This window comes from Streptosporangium sp. NPDC006930 (assembly GCF_040635605.1).
Lineage (GTDB): Bacteria > Actinomycetota > Actinomycetes > Streptosporangiales > Streptosporangiaceae > Streptosporangium.
In genome coordinates, this window is sequence record NZ_JBEYID010000004.1 from 372,738 (window position 1) to 391,256 (window position 18,519).

At 70.1% G+C, this 18,519-nt stretch carries 17 protein-coding genes and 1 tRNA gene; 10 read left to right on the forward strand and 8 right to left on the reverse strand.

What is annotated here, in order from left to right:
- Positions 1-68: 68 nt before the first annotated feature.
- The gene (locus tag ABZ664_RS10285) at positions 69-1,670 is read right to left on the reverse strand and encodes a HAMP domain-containing sensor histidine kinase (RefSeq protein ID WP_362506025.1); all 1,602 of its coding nucleotides are present in this window, start codon (positions 1,668-1,670) and stop codon (positions 69-71) included.
- Positions 1,660-2,334 (reverse strand): response regulator transcription factor, encoded by a 675-nt coding sequence (locus ABZ664_RS10290; RefSeq protein ID WP_362506028.1) that lies wholly within the window; start codon positions 2,332-2,334, stop codon positions 1,660-1,662. Before ABZ664_RS10290 ends, ABZ664_RS10285 begins: the two co-directional genes overlap by 11 nt.
- Positions 2,335-2,495: 161 nt before the next feature.
- On the opposite strand from ABZ664_RS10290, the gene ABZ664_RS10295 reads away from it, so the two are divergent.
- From ABZ664_RS10295 to ABZ664_RS10305, 3 genes are all read left to right on the forward strand, one after another.
- On the forward strand, positions 2,496-3,692 hold the full coding sequence (locus ABZ664_RS10295; protein WP_362506031.1) for a DUF2092 domain-containing protein: 1,197 nt from the start codon (positions 2,496-2,498) through the stop codon (positions 3,690-3,692).
- 223 nt (positions 3,693-3,915) lie between these two features.
- A complete protein-coding gene (locus ABZ664_RS10300; protein ID WP_362506034.1) occupies positions 3,916-5,001 on the forward strand; it encodes an ABC transporter ATP-binding protein in 1,086 nt (361 codons plus the stop codon).
- On the forward strand, positions 4,988-5,869 hold the full coding sequence (locus ABZ664_RS10305; protein WP_362506037.1) for an ABC transporter permease: 882 nt from the start codon (positions 4,988-4,990) through the stop codon (positions 5,867-5,869). The genes ABZ664_RS10300 and ABZ664_RS10305 overlap by 14 nt, the downstream gene beginning before the upstream one ends.
- Before the next feature lie 169 nt (positions 5,870-6,038).
- Here ABZ664_RS10305 and ABZ664_RS10310 read toward each other — a convergent pair whose 3' ends face one another.
- Entirely contained in the window at positions 6,039-6,779 is a 741-nt protein-coding gene (locus tag ABZ664_RS10310; protein ID WP_362506040.1) for a YcnI family protein, read from the reverse strand.
- A gap of 50 nt (positions 6,780-6,829) precedes the next feature.
- Positions 6,830-7,381 (reverse strand): MFS transporter, encoded by a 552-nt coding sequence (locus ABZ664_RS10315; RefSeq protein WP_362506043.1) that lies wholly within the window; start codon positions 7,379-7,381, stop codon positions 6,830-6,832.
- A 103-nt stretch (positions 7,382-7,484) separates the two neighbouring features.
- On the opposite strand from ABZ664_RS10315, the gene ABZ664_RS10320 reads away from it, so the two are divergent.
- Complete coding sequence (locus tag ABZ664_RS10320; RefSeq protein ID WP_362506046.1) at positions 7,485-7,958, forward strand: hypothetical protein; 474 nt, start codon at positions 7,485-7,487, stop codon at positions 7,956-7,958.
- A 12-nt stretch (positions 7,959-7,970) separates the two neighbouring features.
- Here ABZ664_RS10320 and ABZ664_RS10325 read toward each other — a convergent pair whose 3' ends face one another.
- Complete coding sequence (locus tag ABZ664_RS10325) at positions 7,971-9,386, reverse strand: HAMP domain-containing sensor histidine kinase (RefSeq protein ID WP_362506049.1); 1,416 nt, start codon at positions 9,384-9,386, stop codon at positions 7,971-7,973.
- Between the two features lie 864 nt (positions 9,387-10,250).
- Between ABZ664_RS10325 and ABZ664_RS10330 the strand changes: the two genes are divergently transcribed.
- From ABZ664_RS10330 to ABZ664_RS10350, 5 genes are all read left to right on the forward strand, one after another.
- The gene (locus tag ABZ664_RS10330) at positions 10,251-11,420 is read left to right on the forward strand and encodes an alpha/beta hydrolase (RefSeq protein ID WP_362506052.1); all 1,170 of its coding nucleotides are present in this window, start codon (positions 10,251-10,253) and stop codon (positions 11,418-11,420) included.
- A gap of 243 nt (positions 11,421-11,663) precedes the next feature.
- Positions 11,664-13,343, forward strand: a complete 1,680-nt coding sequence (locus tag ABZ664_RS10335) for a protein kinase (protein WP_362506332.1) — start codon at positions 11,664-11,666, stop codon at positions 13,341-13,343.
- Positions 13,344-13,427: 84 nt separating this feature from the next.
- The gene (locus ABZ664_RS10340) at positions 13,428-14,258 is read left to right on the forward strand and encodes an ATP-binding cassette domain-containing protein (protein ID WP_362506055.1); all 831 of its coding nucleotides are present in this window, start codon (positions 13,428-13,430) and stop codon (positions 14,256-14,258) included.
- A 51-nt stretch (positions 14,259-14,309) separates the two neighbouring features.
- Positions 14,310-15,044, forward strand: coding sequence for a hypothetical protein (locus tag ABZ664_RS10345; RefSeq protein WP_350949102.1), 735 nt, complete (start codon positions 14,310-14,312; stop codon positions 15,042-15,044).
- Positions 15,045-15,168: 124 nt separating this feature from the next.
- Positions 15,169-15,301: transfer RNA gene (locus tag ABZ664_RS10350), tRNA-OTHER, on the forward strand.
- Between the two features lie 232 nt (positions 15,302-15,533).
- Here ABZ664_RS10350 and ABZ664_RS10355 read toward each other — a convergent pair.
- Positions 15,534-15,821, reverse strand: a complete 288-nt coding sequence (locus ABZ664_RS10355; protein WP_350949101.1) for an HU family DNA-binding protein — start codon at positions 15,819-15,821, stop codon at positions 15,534-15,536.
- A gap of 397 nt (positions 15,822-16,218) precedes the next feature.
- Entirely contained in the window at positions 16,219-16,392 is a 174-nt protein-coding gene (locus ABZ664_RS10360) for a hypothetical protein (RefSeq protein ID WP_362506059.1), read from the reverse strand.
- A gap of 163 nt (positions 16,393-16,555) precedes the next feature.
- Here ABZ664_RS10360 and mihF point away from each other — a divergent pair, with 163 nt between their 5' ends.
- Entirely contained in the window at positions 16,556-16,864 is a 309-nt protein-coding gene (mihF, locus tag ABZ664_RS10365) for an integration host factor, actinobacterial type (protein WP_329083125.1), read from the forward strand.
- A 244-nt stretch (positions 16,865-17,108) separates the two neighbouring features.
- On the opposite strand, the gene aceA is transcribed toward mihF, so the two are convergent.
- Positions 17,109-18,401, reverse strand: coding sequence for an isocitrate lyase (aceA, locus tag ABZ664_RS10370; protein WP_362506063.1), 1,293 nt, complete (start codon positions 18,399-18,401; stop codon positions 17,109-17,111).
- Positions 18,402-18,519 lie beyond the last annotated feature (118 nt).

An 18,519-nucleotide genomic window follows, 5' to 3' on the forward strand; every position in this document is an offset into this window, starting at 1 on the left:
CGGGGGATACGACGGAGGCCCGTCGCTCGGCCAAGCGGGTGATCCAACGGCCTCGTTAACGGCCTCGCTCAGGACAGCGGAAGCCGTACGACCGCGCGAAGACCCGGGGAGGCGTCCTCCAGATGGACCGCGCCGCCGTGGGCGTGGACCGTCTCGCGCACGATGGCCAGGCCCAGTCCGGCTCCGCCCTCGTCGCGGCTGCGCGAGCTGTCCAGCCGGGTGAACCGGTCGAACACCCGCTCCCGGTCGGCCTCGGGGATGCCCGGCCCGTCGTCGGTGACGGTCAGCACCGCGTCGGCCCCCTCGGTCCGCAGCTCGACCACCACGGGGGCGAAGGTGTGCCGCAGCGCGTTGTCGACCAGGTTGACCAGCACCCGGCCCAGGTCCAGCGCGTCCCCGGTGACCGTGATCGACCTGCTCTCCACCGCGCCGCCGGCGTCGCGGGACCCGTTCTCCGACGTGCTGGCGACGCCGCCGGACACGCCCTCGGTCGCGTCGACGACCGCGCCGCCGACCGGGGCGGGGCCGCTCTCCCGCGCGCCGTCCGGTTCGCCGATGATCCTCACCGTGACGGCCTCGCCGTACCGCTCGACGGTCTGCGGGACGAGCTGGTCCAGCTCCACCGGCTCCCCCCGCGCGGGCGTGCCGCCGCGCTCGTCCAGGCGGGCGAGTGAGAGCAGGTCCTCGGCCAGCCGGGACAGGCGCATGGTGTCCTCGAGCACGCCCTCGGCCGTCTCCCGCCAGTCCTGCCCCTCGGGGTGGCCGAGAGCCACCTCCAACTGGAGCCGGATGCTCGCCAGCGGGCTGCGCAGCTCGTGCGCCGCGTCCGAGACCAGGGCCCGCTGCCGGATGCCCGCCTTCTCCAGCCGGGCCAGCATCGCGTTCAGCGTCGTGGCCAGGCTGTGCACCTCGTCGCGTGCCTCGGGCACCGGCAGGCGACGCGAGCGGGCGGTGTCGGTGATCTCGTCCGCACCCCGGCGCAGCGCGGCGATCGGCCTCAGGGTTCCACCGATGATCACCCAGCTCGCCGCCGCGAGGAGGACCAGCAGTAGCGGCGTGCCGACGATCAGCACGTTTCCCGCCGTGGAGATGCTGGTCTGCACCTCGCTGAAGGAACGCGCCGCGATCACCGTCTGCCCCCGGTCGGCGCTGAGCACCCGGACGCGGAGCAGGTGCGGGATGCCGTACGGCTTGCCGTCCAGGAACCGTGCCTCGCCCTCGCCGATCGCCGCCGCCCGCTGTTCCGCGTCCAGCAGCGGCACCAGCCTGTCGGTGCCGGTGGTCGTGTGGGTGATCCGCCCCGCGCCGTCGATCACCTGCAGGAGAGTGCCGTCCGGCGAGGTCATCTCGTCGGGCAGCCGTCCGGCGTCGGCGAGCGAGACCGTGTCCCTGGCCCGCTGGTAGATCGACTCGTCGATGGTGCCCCGCAGCGCGTTGCCGAGCACGGTGATCATCACGTAGGCCGAGACCACCAGCGCCACCGCCAGCACGGCCGAGGCGACCGCCGTCAGCCGGAAGCGCAGGCTCTTGCGCCGCCACCGGCCGACCGCACGCCCTCCTCCGTGCGCGCCCGTGCCGGTGGGGGAACCCGCGCCCGTGCCGGTGAGGGAACCCGTGCCCGCCTTGGCGGGTGGGTCCCCGAAATCCCGGTGGGCCGGATCAGCCGCCATCGCCGGCCAGCCGGTATCCCGCTCCCCGTACCGTCTGCAGCGCGTTCCGGGAGAACGGCACGTCGATCTTGCGCCGCAGGTAGCCGACGTAGACCTCCACCACGTTGGGATCGGTGTCGAAGGTGTCCCAGACATGCTCCAGGATCTCCGTCTTGGAGACCACCTCGTCGTGGTGGCGGAGCAGGAACTCCAGCAGCGCGAACTCCCTGGGCGTCAGCTCCACCGGCGTCTCACCCCTGGCGACGCGCCGCCGCGCCGGGTCGAGCTCCAGATCCCCGGCCCTCAGCACGGCCGGGCGCCGGCTCGCCCCGCGCCGCAGCAGCGCCCTCAGCCTGGCCACCAGCACCACGTACGAGAACGGCTTGGTCAGGTAGTCGTCGGCGCCGAGGTCGAGCCCGTCGGCCATGTCGTACTCGCCGTCCTTGGCCGACAGCATGAGGATCGGAACCCAGTTCTCCTCGGCCCGCAGCTGCTTGCAGACGTTGTAGCCGGAGATCCTGGGCAGCATGATGTCCAGCACCACGACGTCGTAGTCGCCGTGCCTCGCCTGGTGCAGACCCTCCTCCCCGTCGTGCGCGAGGTCGACCACGAACCCCTCGGCCTGCAGGCCACGCCGCAGGGCGGCGGCCATCCTCCGCTCGTCCTCGACGACGAGAACCCGCATGACTGCCCCTTTCACCGTCTCGACGTGCCCATCCTCGACCACCCCGCCTGAGAGGCGGCTGAGAAGCCTGTGAGGCCTCTCAGTCTGTCTCAGCTTCGGCACAGGACCCGTCGCGCAGGCTGCTGCTGACAGGGATTGACGGCATACCGTGGAGGAATGAGATGTCTGAGCAAGCGAGACGGGGGCGCGCGGTGAGGTGGGCGGTGCCGGTCGCCGCGATCGCGGTGGTCGCCGGAGCCATCGGAGCCGGACCGGTCATCGCCGCCGTCCAGGGGGACCCCGCGCTGCCCGAGCGCACCGCCGAGCAGCTGCTGGCCGACGCCGTCCAGGCGAGCCAGGCCGGGCTCAAACCCATGTCGGGCACCGTCGTGCAGACCGCCTCACTCGGGTTGCCGGGGCTGCCCGATGTGGCGGGCATGGGCGGATCCTCGCCCGCGGGCCTGCTCGCGGGCTCGCACGAGCTCAAGGTCTGGTACGGCGGTGAGGACAAGGTCCGCTTCGCCCTTCCGGGGCGGATGAGCGAGACCAACCTGATCGTCAACGGCGACCAGGTGTGGATGTGGCAGAGCGACGCGAACAAGGCCACCCGTATCAAGGTGGGGGAGGCGAAAGACGCCGATGGCCTCGGGCACGGGGGGCCGGCCGACGGCGCCGCACGTAGGGCGCTGCCCACGGCGACCACACCGCAGCAGTTCGTCCAGCAGCTGCTGGAGAAGGCCGGGGACGACACCGCGATCAGCGTGACCAACACCGAGAAGGTCGCCGACCGTGCGGCCTACCAGCTCGTCCTCGCGCCCAAGGACACCTCGTCCCTGGTCAAGGAGGTCAAGGTGGCGCTGGACGGGGAGACCTTCGTCCCGCTGCGGATCCAGGTGTACGCCAGGAACGCCGCCGAGCCCGCCTTCGAGGTCGGCTTCACCTCGGTCACCTTCTCCCCGCCCGCCGCGGAGAACTTCGCCTTCACCCCGCCCGCGGGCGCCAAGGTCGAGGAGACGTCGCTCGGCGAGCTCGCCGAGGAGCGCGGGCGACAGGGAGAGAAGCTCAGGGAAGGTGAGGAGATCAAGAACAAGGCCGAGATCGTCGGCGAAGGCTGGACCACGATCGCGGTGATCCCCGCCTCCGAGATGCGGAAGCTGACCTCGGCACCACAGGGCGAGGCCTCGCGAGACGCGGTCGGACAGGACGCCGATGCGATCACCGACGCCATGCTGAAGTCGGCCAAGCCGATCAGCGGCACGTGGGGCAGCGGCAAGGTCGTCCAGACCAAGCTGGTCTCCGCGCTGCTGACCGACGACGGCCGCCTGCTGGTCGGTGCCGTCACCCCGGAGAAGCTGTCCGAGGCGGCCGGTCGGAAGTGAACACGATGCCGGGAGTCAGGTGTCCGCGCCCGGCTCCCGGCGGGCGTCCTCCGATTCCCCGTGCGGGATCAGGGGGCGTGAACCGGACGCCCTCCGGACCACGCGGGCGTTCGGGAAAGCAAGCGGATCCATCACGTTCGTGGGTGCTCGTGAATGTCCGGGGCGTGAGATGAGGCGGGACGGCCGCGCGGCCGTCCCGCGACCGACGAGCAGTGGGGGAGAAGTGCCGATCGTCCAGAACGCGAGGAACGGCGGGGACGGTGAGAACCGGAGCGGCGAGGCCTCGGAGAGCGGAGCCGGCGAGGTCAGGGACGGCGGGGTGGCCGGGGGCACCGTGCTGACGGCCGAGAGACCGGTGCCGGGTCCCGCCGCGGACGGGGATCTCGCCATCGTCACCAGCGGGCTGACCAAGCGCTTCGGAAGCGGTCAGGTGGCCGTGGACGCCCTCGACCTGGCCGTACCCAGCGGGTCGGTGTTCGGTTTCCTCGGCCCCAACGGCTCGGGAAAGACCACCACGATTCGTATGCTGCTCGGCCTGGTGGCCCCGACGGCGGGGGAGTGGCGGTTGCTCGGCGCGCCGATGCCCTCGGGGGCGGGCGGCGTGCTGCCGAGAGTGGGCGCACTCGTCGAGGGGCCGGCCTTCTACCCCTACCTGTCGGGCGAGGCCAACCTGCGCCGCTACGACGCCGCCGACCCCTCCGCGGACCCGCGCACGGTCTCGGCCAGGATCGGGCACGCGCTGGAACGGGTGGGCCTCGCCGCCGCGGCGGGCAAGCGCTACCGCGCCTACTCGCTCGGCATGCGCCAGCGGCTTGCCATCGCCGCCGCGCTGCTCGGCCCGAGGGAGTTGCTCATCCTCGACGAGCCGACCAACGGCCTGGACCCGCAGGGCACCCGTGAGGTGCGTGGCCTGGTCAAGGAGATCGCCACCGAGGGGACGACGGTGTTCGTCTCCTCCCACCTGCTGGCCGAGGTGGAGCAGATGTGCTCCCACATCGCCGTCATGCGAACCGGGCGGCTCGTCGCCCAGGGATCCATCGCCGATCTGCGCGCGCAGGAGACGGTGAGGATCCGGGTGGAGACCCCCGACACCGTCGAGGCGGCGGCCGTGCTGGCGGGGCTCGGCCTGGCGGAGATCCGCCTCGGCGACGGTGAGGTCAGCGCCGCGCTGGGGGGCGGCGCGGCGGAGCTGGTGTGCGCAGCCCTGGTCGCCGAAGGCGTCGCCGTCCGCGGCCTCGCCGTCCAGCGACCGAGCCTTGAGGACATGTTCGTGGGCCTGACCGGGGAGGGATTCGATGTCGACGGTTAGCGGTGCCCCTCCGCTCGCGCGGGCGGTGGGCGCCCCCCGGGCGTGGCTGCGGCTGCTCGGCTCGGAGATCGGCCTGATCTTCCGGCGGCCGAGGAACATCACGATGCTCGCCGTGCTCGCCGTGATCCCGGTGCTGATCGGGATGGCGCTGCGGATGTTCAGCGGATCCATGGGGGGAGAGGGAGGCTCCGGAGGCGGATCGGCGATCTTCGAACAGGTCGCGGGGAACGGGCTCTTCCTCACCTTCGCCGCGTTCTCCGTGCTGGTCCAGCTGTTGCTGCCGGTCACCGTCGCGGTCGTCGCCGGTGACTCGATCGCGGGGGAGGCGGGGATCGGCACGCTGCGCTACCTGCTCGCGGCCCCGGCCGGCCGGACCCGCCTGCTGGCCGTCAAGTACGCCGGCGCGGTCGTCTTCTGCCTGGCCGCCGTCGCCGCGGTGGCGCTGTCCGCGCTGCTCGTCGGTCTGCTGCTGTTCCCCGCGGGGCCGATCACGCTGCTGTCGGGAGGGACGATCCCCTTCCTCGACGGCGTGCTGCGAATCGGTGTCGTGGCGCTGTACGTCACCGCGGGCATGGCCGCGCTGGCCGCCGTCGCGCTGGCGCTGTCGACCTTCACCGAGGTGTCCGTCGGGGCCATCGCATCGGCCGTGGTCGTCGTCATCGTGTCCCAGCTGCTGGGGGTCATCCCGCAGCTGTCGGCGATCCAGCCCTACCTGCTCACCCATTGGTGGAGCGGCTTCGACGGTGTCCTGCGAGATCCGGTGGCCACCGGTGAGATGGGGCAGGGGCTGCTGGTCTTCGCCGCCTACATCGCCGTCTTCGGCTCCGTCGCCTGGGCGCGCTTCACCGGCAAGGACATCACCGCCTGATCCGCCTGATCTCGAACGGCGCCACCGCCTCCTCCGTGCCGGGGCCTGCGCCGGTTTCCGGGAAAGGTGTGGACGGGCGCGGCGGACGCGGAACGGCCCCGGGAAGCTCCTCTTCCCGGGGCCGTTCCGCGTGCGATCAGAAGACGATCACAAGGTGATCAAAGGATGTTCAGGAGGCGCGCCCGCGGCGCAGGCCGAGCGCACCGACCACGAGTCCGGCGATTCCGAGCACGAGCCCGGCCCCGCCGAGCAGGCGGGCGGTGCCGTCCGAGCCCTCGGCGGAGGCGGCGGCCGGGGCCACAGAAGGTGCCGATGCGGGGGCTGCGGTCGAGGGAGTGGCGGAGGCTGCGGCGTGGCCGTCTCCCTCGGCGGAGGCGGGCGTGAGCTTCAGCGTCGGGGCCGGGCGCTCGGGCTCGGAGCCGTCGGCCTTGGGCTCGTCCGCCCACTTCACGACCTCGCCGCCGCTGTAGGTCTGGGTGGTGGGGAAGACGAGCTGGTCGGTGTCGGTGGGCAGGGCTCCCATGGACACCTCGAACTCCTGGAACTGGCCGGGATCGATCTTCCCGCCCGACCAGGTGACCTTCGTGACCGCCTCGGTGAGCTCGCCGTACTCGGTGGTGACCGGTTTGGGCAGCTTGCCCTCGACCACCTTGACCTCCCAGCCGGGCACCGGCTTGACCGAGACGAACGCCAGCGGGTGGTCGGTGGGGAAGGTCACCTCGAGCTTGGTCGTCGAGGCGTCGTCGCGCTCGTTCGGGACCCGGAAGGCGACCTTGGTGAAACCGCCCTGCTGGGCGCTGCCGGGATTGATGGTGACGTGCGCGAGGGCGGGAAGGGCGAGGCCGAGGGTGAGCGCGGTGACACCGGCGGTGACGGCGGCGAGTCGACGGCAGGCATGCGTGAGCGACATGGGGGTTCTCCACTTCGGAGGTTCGGAGGTTCGGGTTTTCCTTGGTCGAGTCAGGCGGCGGGAAGTGGAGGACCGCGTCGGCTGACGAAGTGACGGAGGACGGCACGCGGGAGAACAGGCGTGACCGGGGCGTACGCGGGGCGTGGGGGAGCGGCGACGGCCGCCGGGGGCCGCAGCAGCGGGAACACGGCGCCGAGACGTCGACCGGCCGAACGGAGCAGCGCCCACAGGGCACTCTCACCGCGGGCCAGCCACCAGCCGGTGATGAGGGTCGCGGTGAGGTGCGCGACAAGCATGCCGAGACTCTCGCCCAGCCCTCTGACGTGCGGATGAGGAAGCGAGATCCCCGTGGCGTCACCGAGGGCGAACACCTCGTGCAGCGACAGCTGCAAGGTGGCGAGCCCGGCACCGATCGCCACCGCCGACCGCTCCCGTCCCGCGAGCAGCGCGGCCATCGCGGTGACCGCCGTGCCCGCCGCGGCCACCGCCCACGGCCCCGGCACCGAACCGCCCGCGGCCACGTGGCCGAGGACGGCGAGTGCCAGGCAGACGGCCGAGAAGGCGGCCGCGCGCATGAGGCGTAATGGGAGGCGAGCGCGCATGGTGACCCACATATTCTCACGTTCCGGGGCGTCTGCCGTTTTAATGTTTTTGTCGCTATGGTTGCCGCGACCGTGACAGCTCCTTCGAGCCGAGGTGATGGCGATGCGGCACGTCGCTGGAGTGTTGGTCGGACTGGTCGTGTCGGCCGTGCTTCTCTTCGGTGCGGGCTGGGCCGTACAGGAGGCGGGGGTGAGCCTGGCGTCTGTTCCCCCGGCGGAGAGCGGTTCGAAGACCTGGATCGCCCTCGGGGTGATGGCCGGGATCGGTCTCCTGGTCGGTCTGGTGGTCGCCGGTCGTGTCTCCCCGATGGCGGCCTTCGTCCCGTCGATGGTCCTGCTCGCCTGGACCGTGGTCTACGCCCTGGACGTCAGGCGCGCCATGGGCCTGGTCCCGGACGATCCGACCTTCCACGAGGTGCTTCTGCAGGCCGGTCGCGGCATGGGCCTGTTGCTGACCAGCGGCGTCTACGCACTTCTCGGCATCCTGCTTTTCCTGCCGGTGCTGATGCCCTCCCGCTGGGCACCGCGGTTCCGGGACGACGAGGAGTACGAGGAGGACTACGAAGAGGTCCGATGAGCGTGACCCCTGTCACCGCCGGTGGTGCCCGGCCGAGCTGACCGATTTCTCCTCGCCGCGGCCCTCCGCGCCGTCGTTCTTCTCGCCGGTGGTACTCCTGGCGGGAGGTGGGGCCTTCGACGCGTCGTCGAACGTGGCCTGCGGACCGTTCCCGCGCGGCCGCGCGTCCGACAGCGGTAGCCGCAGGACGAACCTCGCCCCTCGCGGCGAGTCCTCGATCAGCAGGGTTCCCCGATGGGCGTGGGCGATGTCGCGGGAGATGGCGAGGCCGAGCCCGCTGCCGCCGGAGTCGCGCAGACGCCCGTCGTCCAGGCGGGTGAAGCGTTCGAAGACGCGTTCGCGATCGGCGGGCGCGATGCCGGCGCCGTCGTCGACCACGGCCACGACGGCCTTGCCGTCCTCGACGCCGACGAAGACCTCGACGCGGCTGTCGGCGTGTCGTCGCGCGTTGCTCAGAAGGTTGCCCACCACCCGGATCAGCTGGATTCGGGAGCCGCGGACCCATACTCCGTCGGAGGCATGGACCCGTATCGGCATCCCGATGCCCTGGGCCGCCTCCTCCGTCACGAGGGCGCCGAGATCGATCGGCTCCTGCGGCGCAGGGTCGGCGGCGCGCAGCCTGGCCAGCTGCAGCAGGTCGTTCACGATCGCCTCCAGCCGGCCGCTGGTCGTGAGCGCGCTCCGGATGGTGTCGCGAGGATCGGTCTCGTTGGGATAGAGCAGTGCCTCCTCCAGCTGCACGCGCAGCCCGGTGATCGGGGTCCTGAGCTCGTGGGAGGCGGTGGAGGCGAAACGACGCTGCTGTTCCACGGCCTCCTCCAGCCGCGCCAGGGTCTGGTTGGCGGTGCGGGCGAGCAACGCGATCTCGTCCTCGCCCGGCGGGGCGGGCACCCGCAGGCTCAGGTCGCTCACCGTGATCTCCGACATTCGCGCACGTATCGCCGCGACCGGCCGTAGCGTCCGGCCCACGACACACCAGGTCATCCAGGACGCCAGGGCGAGGAGAACGAGAAGACCCGCGCTGATGAAGTACTCCAGGTGGTTTTTCTGCAGGATCGCCGGCTCCCTGAGGCCCGCGTAGACGACGGGTGAGTCGGCCGCGGCGGAGACCCGAATGGCCATGACCATGAGGGAGCCCTCGGTCAGCTGCTGGAACCGGTCGTCGGGCGGAGGACGGAAGGAGCTCATCGGCGCCATGCCCATCGCTCCCGTGCTGGAGTTGACGACCACGCCGTGGGCGTTCACCACCTGGACGAGATCGACCGGAGCCGAGCCGGGGATCGGATCGGGAAGGGTGCCGATCCTCGCCATCGCGCTCCACTGGCTCGCGACCTGCTCGGCGTTGCCGAAGGCGTCGTCCTGGATCCGGTAGCGGATCGCCATGTCGATGCTCGCCCCCACCACGGAGAGGATGACGAGGAGCACCATCGTCGTGATGATCGTGTATCGCGCCTGAATCGAGCGCAGTCGTGATCCCTCCGCGTTTTTCATGACGACGCCGGCGCGGAGAGGCCGCCCAGCAGGTCCAGGGCGTGCGCGGACCGGGCGCGCAGGAACTCACCCAGGAGCTTGTCACTGTCCATGACATTTACGGTATGTCAGAAACTCTTTGACAAGGCGGCAGTATCACTCCCACGAAAGCTTCCCTTTCCCTGGGGAATCCCTGCTCAGAGCCGCTTTTGGTAGATCGTTCATGATGGCCGTCCGCCCTCGGGCCGATGATCGACCGACCGTTTCGCTCACCTCCGCCTGAGAGGTTTGTGGCTACGCGCAAGGGATTTCGGCGGAAAGGAGAGTGGCGGGTGCTGCCGGAAGGCCGGGTCCGCATACGGGGAGACCGTTCCGGTCAAGGGCGCTTCAAGCCCTCACCAGGAGCTGTCCCACGACCTGCGGTGATCGCCATTGTGTGACAAACATCACATTTAACTCGGCGGGACTTCGTAGTAGGCATCTCGGCCTCTGGGCTTCGGTGTCCTGGCCGACGTCGAGGTGGTCGGAGAGTCGATGTCCGGAGGGTTTCGCCGGCCGCCTCCAGGCCGTTCCCGATCTCGTCGAACGCCGGTGTGACAGGGGTCACCGTCCCGGCCTCGGTGACGCCATGAGACGAGAGGGCGACGGAGGTCGACCGTTGAGCCGATCCCGATCAGGGTTGCAGGCGTGATTACGGTCGGTGTGCGGATGTGACTTACGGGTGACGTGTACCCGCGTGATACATAGTTGTAATCTTCTCGATATGTTCAATCGCCGATAGAAGCCCATTCTGGGGGGAATGTCCTTTTTTGGAGGTCCCCCATGCACGACGAGATCGATATGGACGTCAGTCCGGCCTATCCCTTCAGCTGGCAGGCCGCAGCCCTTAACGTGATCATGCGTGGCACCTTCAAACCCATCTCCGACCTGCTGTTGAGGAACGACGTCGGCTTCGCCGCGGCCTCCCGCATCGTCGCGCTGGCGGGCAGGGTGCCGTTCCGCCTGCCCGTCCACGTCACCGTCACACCCGACGAGGCGGGACCGTGCCCGGGAGAGTGGGTACGCGCCGGGGAGGAACTCGACGAGGACAAGGTCCTGCTCTACTTCCACGGCGGAGGTTACTTCGCCTGCTCCCCGGTGACCCACCGGCCGATCACCTGGCGCCTGGCGGCCGCGACCCGGCGCCCGGTACTGGCCGTCGACTACCGCCAGGGTCCCGTCCACAGGCCGGCCGAGGCTCTTGAGGACGCGATCGCCGCCTACCAATGTCTCCTGGAGAACGGGTACGACCCCGCCGACGTCGTCTTCAGCGGGGATTCCGCCGGAGGTCACCTCACCCTCGCCACGCTCCTGGCGCTCCGAGACCGGGAGATGCCGCTGCCGTCCGCCGCCGTGTGTCTCTCCCCGTGGACCGATCTCACCGGCGCGCCCCGCAGGGTCAACCGGCTGCTCGACCCGATGATCCCGGCCGGTCGCGTCGACTGGCTCGCCCGCCGCTGGACCGCGGGCCTCGACCCCCACGACCCCCTGCTCTCCCCGGTCCTCGGCGACTACACCGGCCTGCCCCCGCTGATGGTCGTCACCGGCTCCACCGAGGTCCTGCGCGACGAGGGACGCCGCGTGGCCGAGCGGGCCCGCACCGCAGGGGTGCCGGTCACGTACGAGGAGTGGCCCCGCATGCCGCACGTCTTCCCCATCCTCGCCGACGTCGTCCCCGAGGCCCGCGAGGTGTATCCGCACATCGCCCGCTTCCTCGCCGCGGCCCAGGACCTCCCGCCCGTCCATGAAGGCTCGAAACGGAGCCGCGCGATGCCGGACCTGACCGCGTCGGACCTGACCGCGTCGGACCTGACCGCGTCGGATCTCTCCGTACCGGATCTTCTCCCGTCGGGGCTTTCCGTTCCCGACCTTTCCGGGTCGGATCTCACTCCGGAGGACACCGGTCCGGCGCTCCGCAAGCGTCCCGGGCGCTCCGGATCCGCCGCCGCCTGAGACGCGGCGCCCGCGACAGGCCGCGGGCCTTCCGCGCTGGTCACGCCGTTCCACCACGTCCCAAGGGCATCCCTCACACCACGGATTTCTTACCCTGAGGGATCATTCGCCTTACCTCTCATACCCCTTCTGGCCGGTCGGGGGCGAAGGACGCTCGAATCCCGCCACAGTGTGCTTGCCGGTAGCCCGCGCACGAGAGGCTCAACGAGGATGGCACGTGGGGGAGCAGGTTCTGTGAACGGCATGCCGACCGGTGTGCGGCCGCTGACCGTCGGGGACCCGGTCAGTATCGGCCGCTACCTTCTGCTCGGCCGCCTCGGAGTGGGTGGGATGGGCGTCGTCTATCTGGCCGAGCATCCGCAGGGCGGGGTGGTGGCGCTCAAGACGCCGCACCCGGTGCATCTCAACGATGCCACGCTCCGCGCCCGTTTCGCCGAAGAAGTGCGATTCTCCCGAAGAGTGGTGCCTTTCTGCACCGCCGCGGTGATCGAGGACGGTATCGACGGGAACCGTCCCTACCTGGTGTCGGAGTACGTTCCCGGCCCCGCGCTCTCCCAGGTGGTCTCCGCGTACGGCCCCCTCACCCCCGACCTGGCGTACGGCGTCGCCCTGGGGGTGGCCGCCGCGCTGGTGGCGGTGCATGAGGCGGGGCTGGTCCACCGCGACCTCAAGCCCGGCAACGTGCTGCTGTCGGACACCGGTCCCCGGGTGATCGACTTCGGTATCGCGAGGGACGTCGACGTGCTCGCCGCGCACACGCAGGCCGGGCAGGTCATGGGCAGCCCCGGCTGGGTCGCCCCCGAGCGGCTCACCGGAGGGCTCGCGATGCCCGCCTCCGACGTCTTCGCCTGGGGCTGCCTGATCGCCTACGCGGCCGGCGGCCACCACCCCTTCGGCGCGGGGGAGGCGGACACGCTGACCCGGCGCATCCTGGTCGAGCCGCCGAGGGTGGCCTCGGTGCCCGCCCTGTTGCGCCCTGCCGTCGAGGCGTCCCTGGTCAAGAACCCCGCAGAACGACCCGGTGCGGCCGACCTGCTCGGAGCGCTGCTCGCCGCGGGCGGCGTGGGCGATCCCTGGGATCTGCGCGAGGCGGTCGCGGAGGTGCTGGCGGAGATCTGGACACCGGTGCCCTACACCCCGGGAACCGGGAGGGTACGGCTTGAGGCCCCGCCATCACCGCCATCGCCGCCGTCGCCGTCGCGTCTGTCGCACGCGTTCGCCCAGTCCTCCCCTCCCTCGCGCCTGCATGACGAGCCCTCGGTCCCGGTGGAGATCTCCGGCAAGGGGGCCCGCAGAGCCGCGCGCAAGGGTGCGCACCTGTCGCAGGCCGGCTTCGCGGCGCTGGCCACGGTCTCCATGGCGGCGGTCACCGTGGCCGCGGCGACCGGTGGCGGCGGGTCGGGTTCGGACGGCGGTTCCGATGTCCCCGAGTCGGTGCCGCTGGTTCTCCCCGCCGAGGGCACTCCCTCGGGTTCCATCTTCCGTGCCGCCACCCGTCCGCCCTCCGGCACGTCGCTGGAGCGGACGCCGACCACCCCCTCCACTGTGGAGATCACCACCACCAGGACCGTCTCACTGCCCACCACGAGCTATGACGGCAGCGACGGACGGCAGGAGCCGGCGCCCGAACGGCCTCGCGGCCCCGGTGGCTCCGGCGACTCGCCCGACGACGGTGACGACCCGCGTGACTGCGCGGACGCGACCGCCAGGGGCAAGGGCAGGGCGAGGGACTGCCCGACGGCCTCGGACGATCCCAGACCCTCGGGCGGCACTAGACCCTCGGGCGGCACCAGGCCCTCCTTCACCCAGATCCCGCAGACGGGCGACGGTGAGAGCCCGATCCCGACCCCCACCGTCCCCGCCCCCTCGGGGACGACCATCACCCCGCACCCCACCCCGGGCCCGTCCATACAGATGGGCTGAGACCTGCTTTGCAGGCGATGTACGGGGAGGTATCGGTGCATCGGTTAAAGTGAGCGCCGCGAATCGACGCGGAGGGGGATACCGATGGGCGGGCCTGTGTTCGGTGCGGTGGAGTTGAGCGGCGTCGGGGTCCGGGTGGTCGGCCGTACCCTGCTGGAGGGCGTCGACTGGCGGGTCGGATACGGAGAGCACTGGGTGGTGCTCGGCCCCAACGGGGCGGGGAAGACCACGCTGCTCTCGTTGGCCGCCGCCGTACGCCATCCCACCGAGGGGGCCGTCACCGTGCTCGGCCAGCGGCTGGGCCGGGTCGACCTTCGCGAGCTGCGCCGCCACATCGGTCTCGTCGCGGCCAGCCAGCGGCTCGTCGACGAGGAACTGCTGGAGGAGGAGGGGGCCACCGCCCACACCGTCGTGCTGACCGGCCACACCGGGACCAGTGCCCCGCTCTGGGACCGCTACGGCCCCGCCGAGCACGAACGCGCCCATCACCTGCTCGCCGACATGGGCTGCAAGGACCTCGCGGACCGGCCTTTCCGTGTCTGCTCCCAGGGAGAGCGTGCCCGCGTCCGCGTCGCCAGGGCGCTGATGTCCGAGCCGGTGATCCTGCTGCTCGACGAGCCGTTCGCCGGGCTGGACCTGCCCGCCCGCGAGGATCTGATCACCTCGGTGGAGGACCTGGCGGAGATCCGCCCGGCGCTGACCACGGTCACCGTCACCCACCACCTGGAGGAGGTCCCGGCCACCACGACCCACGCCCTGCTGATGCGCGACGCCCGCGTCCAGGTGGGCGGTCCGGTGGCGGAGATCCTGACCGCGGAGAACCTCTCGGAGTGCTTCGGGCGTCCGCTGCGCGTCGACCACTTCGACGGCCGCTGGGCCGCCCGCGCGGTACGCGGCGGGTACCGCGAGGGGTGATCTGCGGAAAAGCGGTGTTATGCGGGTGATCTTCCCGCTACGGTGTCACCCATGGCGACCAAGTTGAACCAGATCCTCGCCGTGGAGAAGGGCGTCAAGTCCGACACCCAGCGCAAGGTGACCGACGCTTACCACACGATCCAGAAGAACGCCCTGCTGTCGGGTCTCTCACGGACCTACCAGCCCATCGACGACGAGGGTGAGCAACTGCCCCCCGAGTCGACCCGGGTGCAGGTGCAGGGCGAGGATCTGCTCAAGCAGGTGGGCGCCGCGCTCACCCGGCTGTTCGACGTCACCGCCACCAAGGACTGGGCCAACTGCTCCGCGAGGGCCGACATCAAGGTCGACGGCTCCACCCTCCTGGAGGACGTGCCCGTCACCTACCTGCTGTTCCTGGAGAAGCAGCTGGTCGACCTGCACACCTTCATCGCCAAGCTGCCCGTCCTGGACGCCGCCGAGGCGTGGACGCTGGACCAGTCGACCGACTGCTGGCGGACCGAGCCGGTCAAGACGACCCGTACCAAGAAGGTGCCCCGCAACCACGTCAAGGCGGAGGCGACCGACAAGCATCCGGCCCAGGTCGAGGTCTACCACGAGGACATCGTCGTCGGCTTCTGGACCAAGGTCACCTTCTCGGGAGCCGTGCCCCAGAAGCGGGTGAACGAGCTCCTGGAGCGGGTCGGCAGGCTTCAGAACGCCGTGAAATTCGCCCGCGAGGAGGCGAACGGCACCGAGATCACCTACCAGCGCGTCGGCGAGAAGGTGCTGGGCTACGTTCTCGGGTAAGATCACAGGACTCCCCGTTGGAGCACGGGGATGCGCGAAAGCGCGAAAGCTGAAACTGAACCGTCAGACTGACACGCGGTCACAGTGGGGGTTCGAGTCCCTCTCCCGGCACCGTCGAGCCGGGATAGCCCAACAGGCAGAGGCAGCCGCTCACGCTCAGACTCTCGCTCCAGATTCAGCATTCGCCGCCGGGCGCCGGATCGAACGGATGCGGGCGACGAGGTCGAGTGCGGGTTCGAATCCCGCTGGGTGCTCCACATGCGCCTATAACTTAACGGCAGAGTGCGACCTCATCATGATGACCCGGATCCTTAAACGTGCCGGTGCCCCGATATGGCGGCACACTGGCCCTCGGGGAATGGATACTTCCCCGGGGGCCGCCGTCTTCCCCCGGACGCAGCCCTTGGCTCCACCCACGTCCCGGGTCGAGGCCCCGGACGGTCGGCGCGGGCGCGAAGAGGCCGGTCGGTGCGTAGGGTCGCGGGAAGGTCAGTCCTTCTTGCGCTGGCGGATCAGGCCCATGAACCCCGGACTGGGCTTGAACTTCGCCGTCCAGGTCTCCGCGATCTCCAGCGGCTCCCCGGTCTGCGGGTTGCGTCCGGTCCGTGCGGGCTTGTGCACGATCTCGAAGGACCCGAACCCGGGAATCGCCACCTTCTCCTCGGCCGCCACGGCCGTCTGGATCGTCCCCAGAATCGCGTCGAGAGCCGCGGCCGTCTGCCTCCGGGTGAGCCCGGCCTCGGCGGCGGCCTTCTCGATCAGCTCGCGCTTGTTCATGGAGACAGTTAACGCCATCACCACCCGGTGAATCGAGCCCCGTTCTCCACTCGCACCGGCCGCGAGAGCGGGATGCCCTCCGGTGAGCCGGACCACGAAGGCAACGCGCGCCCCTGTCGTCTGTTGCCGGGCTCGCCGCGCGGGTGCCCGCCGTTTCAGGCGGCGGGCACCCGTCCTCGTTCAGCGTTCGGGCTGGGCGGCCAGCCGTTCCGCCTCCGTGTGCAGTGCCTCGACGAGGATGAGCTCCATAAGGAGATCTTCGTCAACGAGGCCGATCAGAACATCCATCGAGCCTCCCTGACTACTTGACGTCCCAGTGGTCTCGGAAGTTGACAGGCGTACCGAACAAGACTCGGACCTGATCCGACTTCGATCGTCGGTATGCGCGGGGATCCGCCTAGGCCGGGACCAGCTCCGCCAGGTCGACGTGCTCTCCGACCTCGCGGATGCTCATGCAGTACGCCACCAGGACCCGCCGTCCGTCGATCCGGCGGGTGACCAGCAGACAGGGGCCGTCGCGGACCACGATCGCCTCAACCTCGATGCCCTGAGGGCTTCGCCAGATACCCATGAGCCCGAGGCTACGGAGAACCAGGTAAGAGCGGGGTAACCAAACAGGCATATCGTGATGCACAGTACGTATGCCGGGGATCTATCTGTATGTCCTCCGATGATTAACCGGGTTGCTTTGGGTAGCAGGACCCTGGAATTACCGTCATCAGGGAGAAAACACCATGGCTTTGCCCAAGCTCACCCCCGAACAGCGTCAGGCCGCCCTGGTCAAGGCCGCCGAGACCCGCACAGCTCGCGCCAAGCTTCTCGCCGAGGTCAAGAACGGCGCGCTCAGCCTGGAGCAACTGCTTGGCCGTGAGGACGACATCGCCAAGCGCATCAAGGTGTCCCAGGCCCTTCGAGCCCTGCCCGGGGTCGGAACGGTCAAGGCCGCGCAGCTGATGGAGCAGGCCGACGTGGACGAGGCACGCCGGCTGGGAGGTCTCGGTACCCAGCAGCGCCGCAAGCTCATCGAGGCCGTCGGCCGCTGAGATGCCCCCGACCGGCCGCCGCCCGCCGTTCCCATGAGGAGTACTCCCGGGAACGGCGGGCGGTCGAACGGGATACCCCGGGCCGCGGACCTGGAATGGGCGGGAGGACGGGAGGGCCCCGCCGCACGGACTCGGGGGAAGTCCGTGCGGCGGGGCCCTTTGGTCGACGACCTGGTCGTCGAGCCCGTCTCGGGGTGTCTCCCATGCCCTGGAGGTCGCCGGCGGCGGGCTCGGTTCGGAGAAGTCAGTGAGCCTCTGCGAACTGCTGCTCCTCCGTCGACCCCTTCAGGGCCGTGGTGGAGGAGTCCGGCGCGATGGCCGTGCTGACCAGGTCGAAGTATCCGGTGCCGACCTCGCGCTGATGGCGGGTGGCGGTGTAGCCGCGTGCCTCGGAGGCGAACTCTGCCTCCTGGAGTTCGACGTAGGAGGTCATGCCTTCCTCGGCGTACCCCCGGGCGAGGTCGAACATCGAGTGGTTCAGTGAGTGGAAGCCCGCCAGCGTGATGAACTGGAACTTGTAGCCCATGTGACCGAGTTCCCGCTGGAACTTGGCGATGGTGGAGTCGTCCAGGTGCTTTTTCCAGTTGAACGAGGGCGAGCAGTTGTAGGACAGCATCTGGTCGGGGTACTCGGCCTTGATCGCCTCGGCGAACTCGCGGGCCACGTCCAGGTCCGGGGTGGAGGTCTCCATCCAGAGCAGGTCGGAGTGGGGCGCGTAGGCCAGGCCGCGGGCGATGCAGGCGTCCACGCCGTTGCGGACCCGGTAGAAGCCCTCCGCGGTGCGGTCGCCGGTGGTGAACGCCTGGTCGCGGGGGTCGACGTCGGTGGTGAGCAGGGTCGCGGCCTGAGCGTCGGTCCGCGCGATGATCAGGGTCGGCACGCCCAGCACGTCCGCCGCGAGGCGGGCGGCGCTGAGGGTCTTGATGTGCTGGCCGGTGGGGATGAGCACCTTGCCGCCGAGATGGCCGCACTTCTTCTCCGAGGCGAGCTGGTCCTCCCAGTGCACTCCGGCGGCACCCGCGGTGATCATGCCCTTCATCAGCTCGAAGGCGTTCAGCACGCCTCCGAAGCCGGCCTCGGCGTCGGCCACGATCGGCGCGAGCCAGTGCGGCGCGTCCCGGTCGCCCTCCGACCAGGTGATCTGGTCGGCGCGCAGCAGCGCGTTGTTGATACGCCGCACGACGGCGGGGACCGAGTTGGCCGGGTAGAGGCTCTGGTCGGGGTAGGTCTGGCCGCCGAGGTTGGCGTCGGCGGCGACCTGCCAGCCGGACAGGTAGATGGCCTTGAGTCCGGCCTTGACCTGCTGCACGGCCTGGTTGCCGGTGAGCGCGCCCAGGGCGTGCACGTACTCCTCGGTGTTCAGCAGGTCCCACAGCCGCTCGGCGCCGAGCCGGGCGAGGGTGTGCTCCTCCTGGACGGAACCTCGGAGTCGAACCACGTCCTCGGCCGCGTAGGTCCGCTCGGTCCCCTTCCAGCGAGGGCTGGTCTCCCATTCGTGCCGCAGCTCGTCTGCGGCTCCCTTGAGGCGATCGTTCATCGGTGACTCCTTTTCGTCCCCTGGGTGGCCTACTTCGAGTGTGTGCTCCGACGAAACGGTCAAACAAGGTCGAGTCGGACGAAAGAATGGAAATTATTCTCCTGATATCAATACTTGT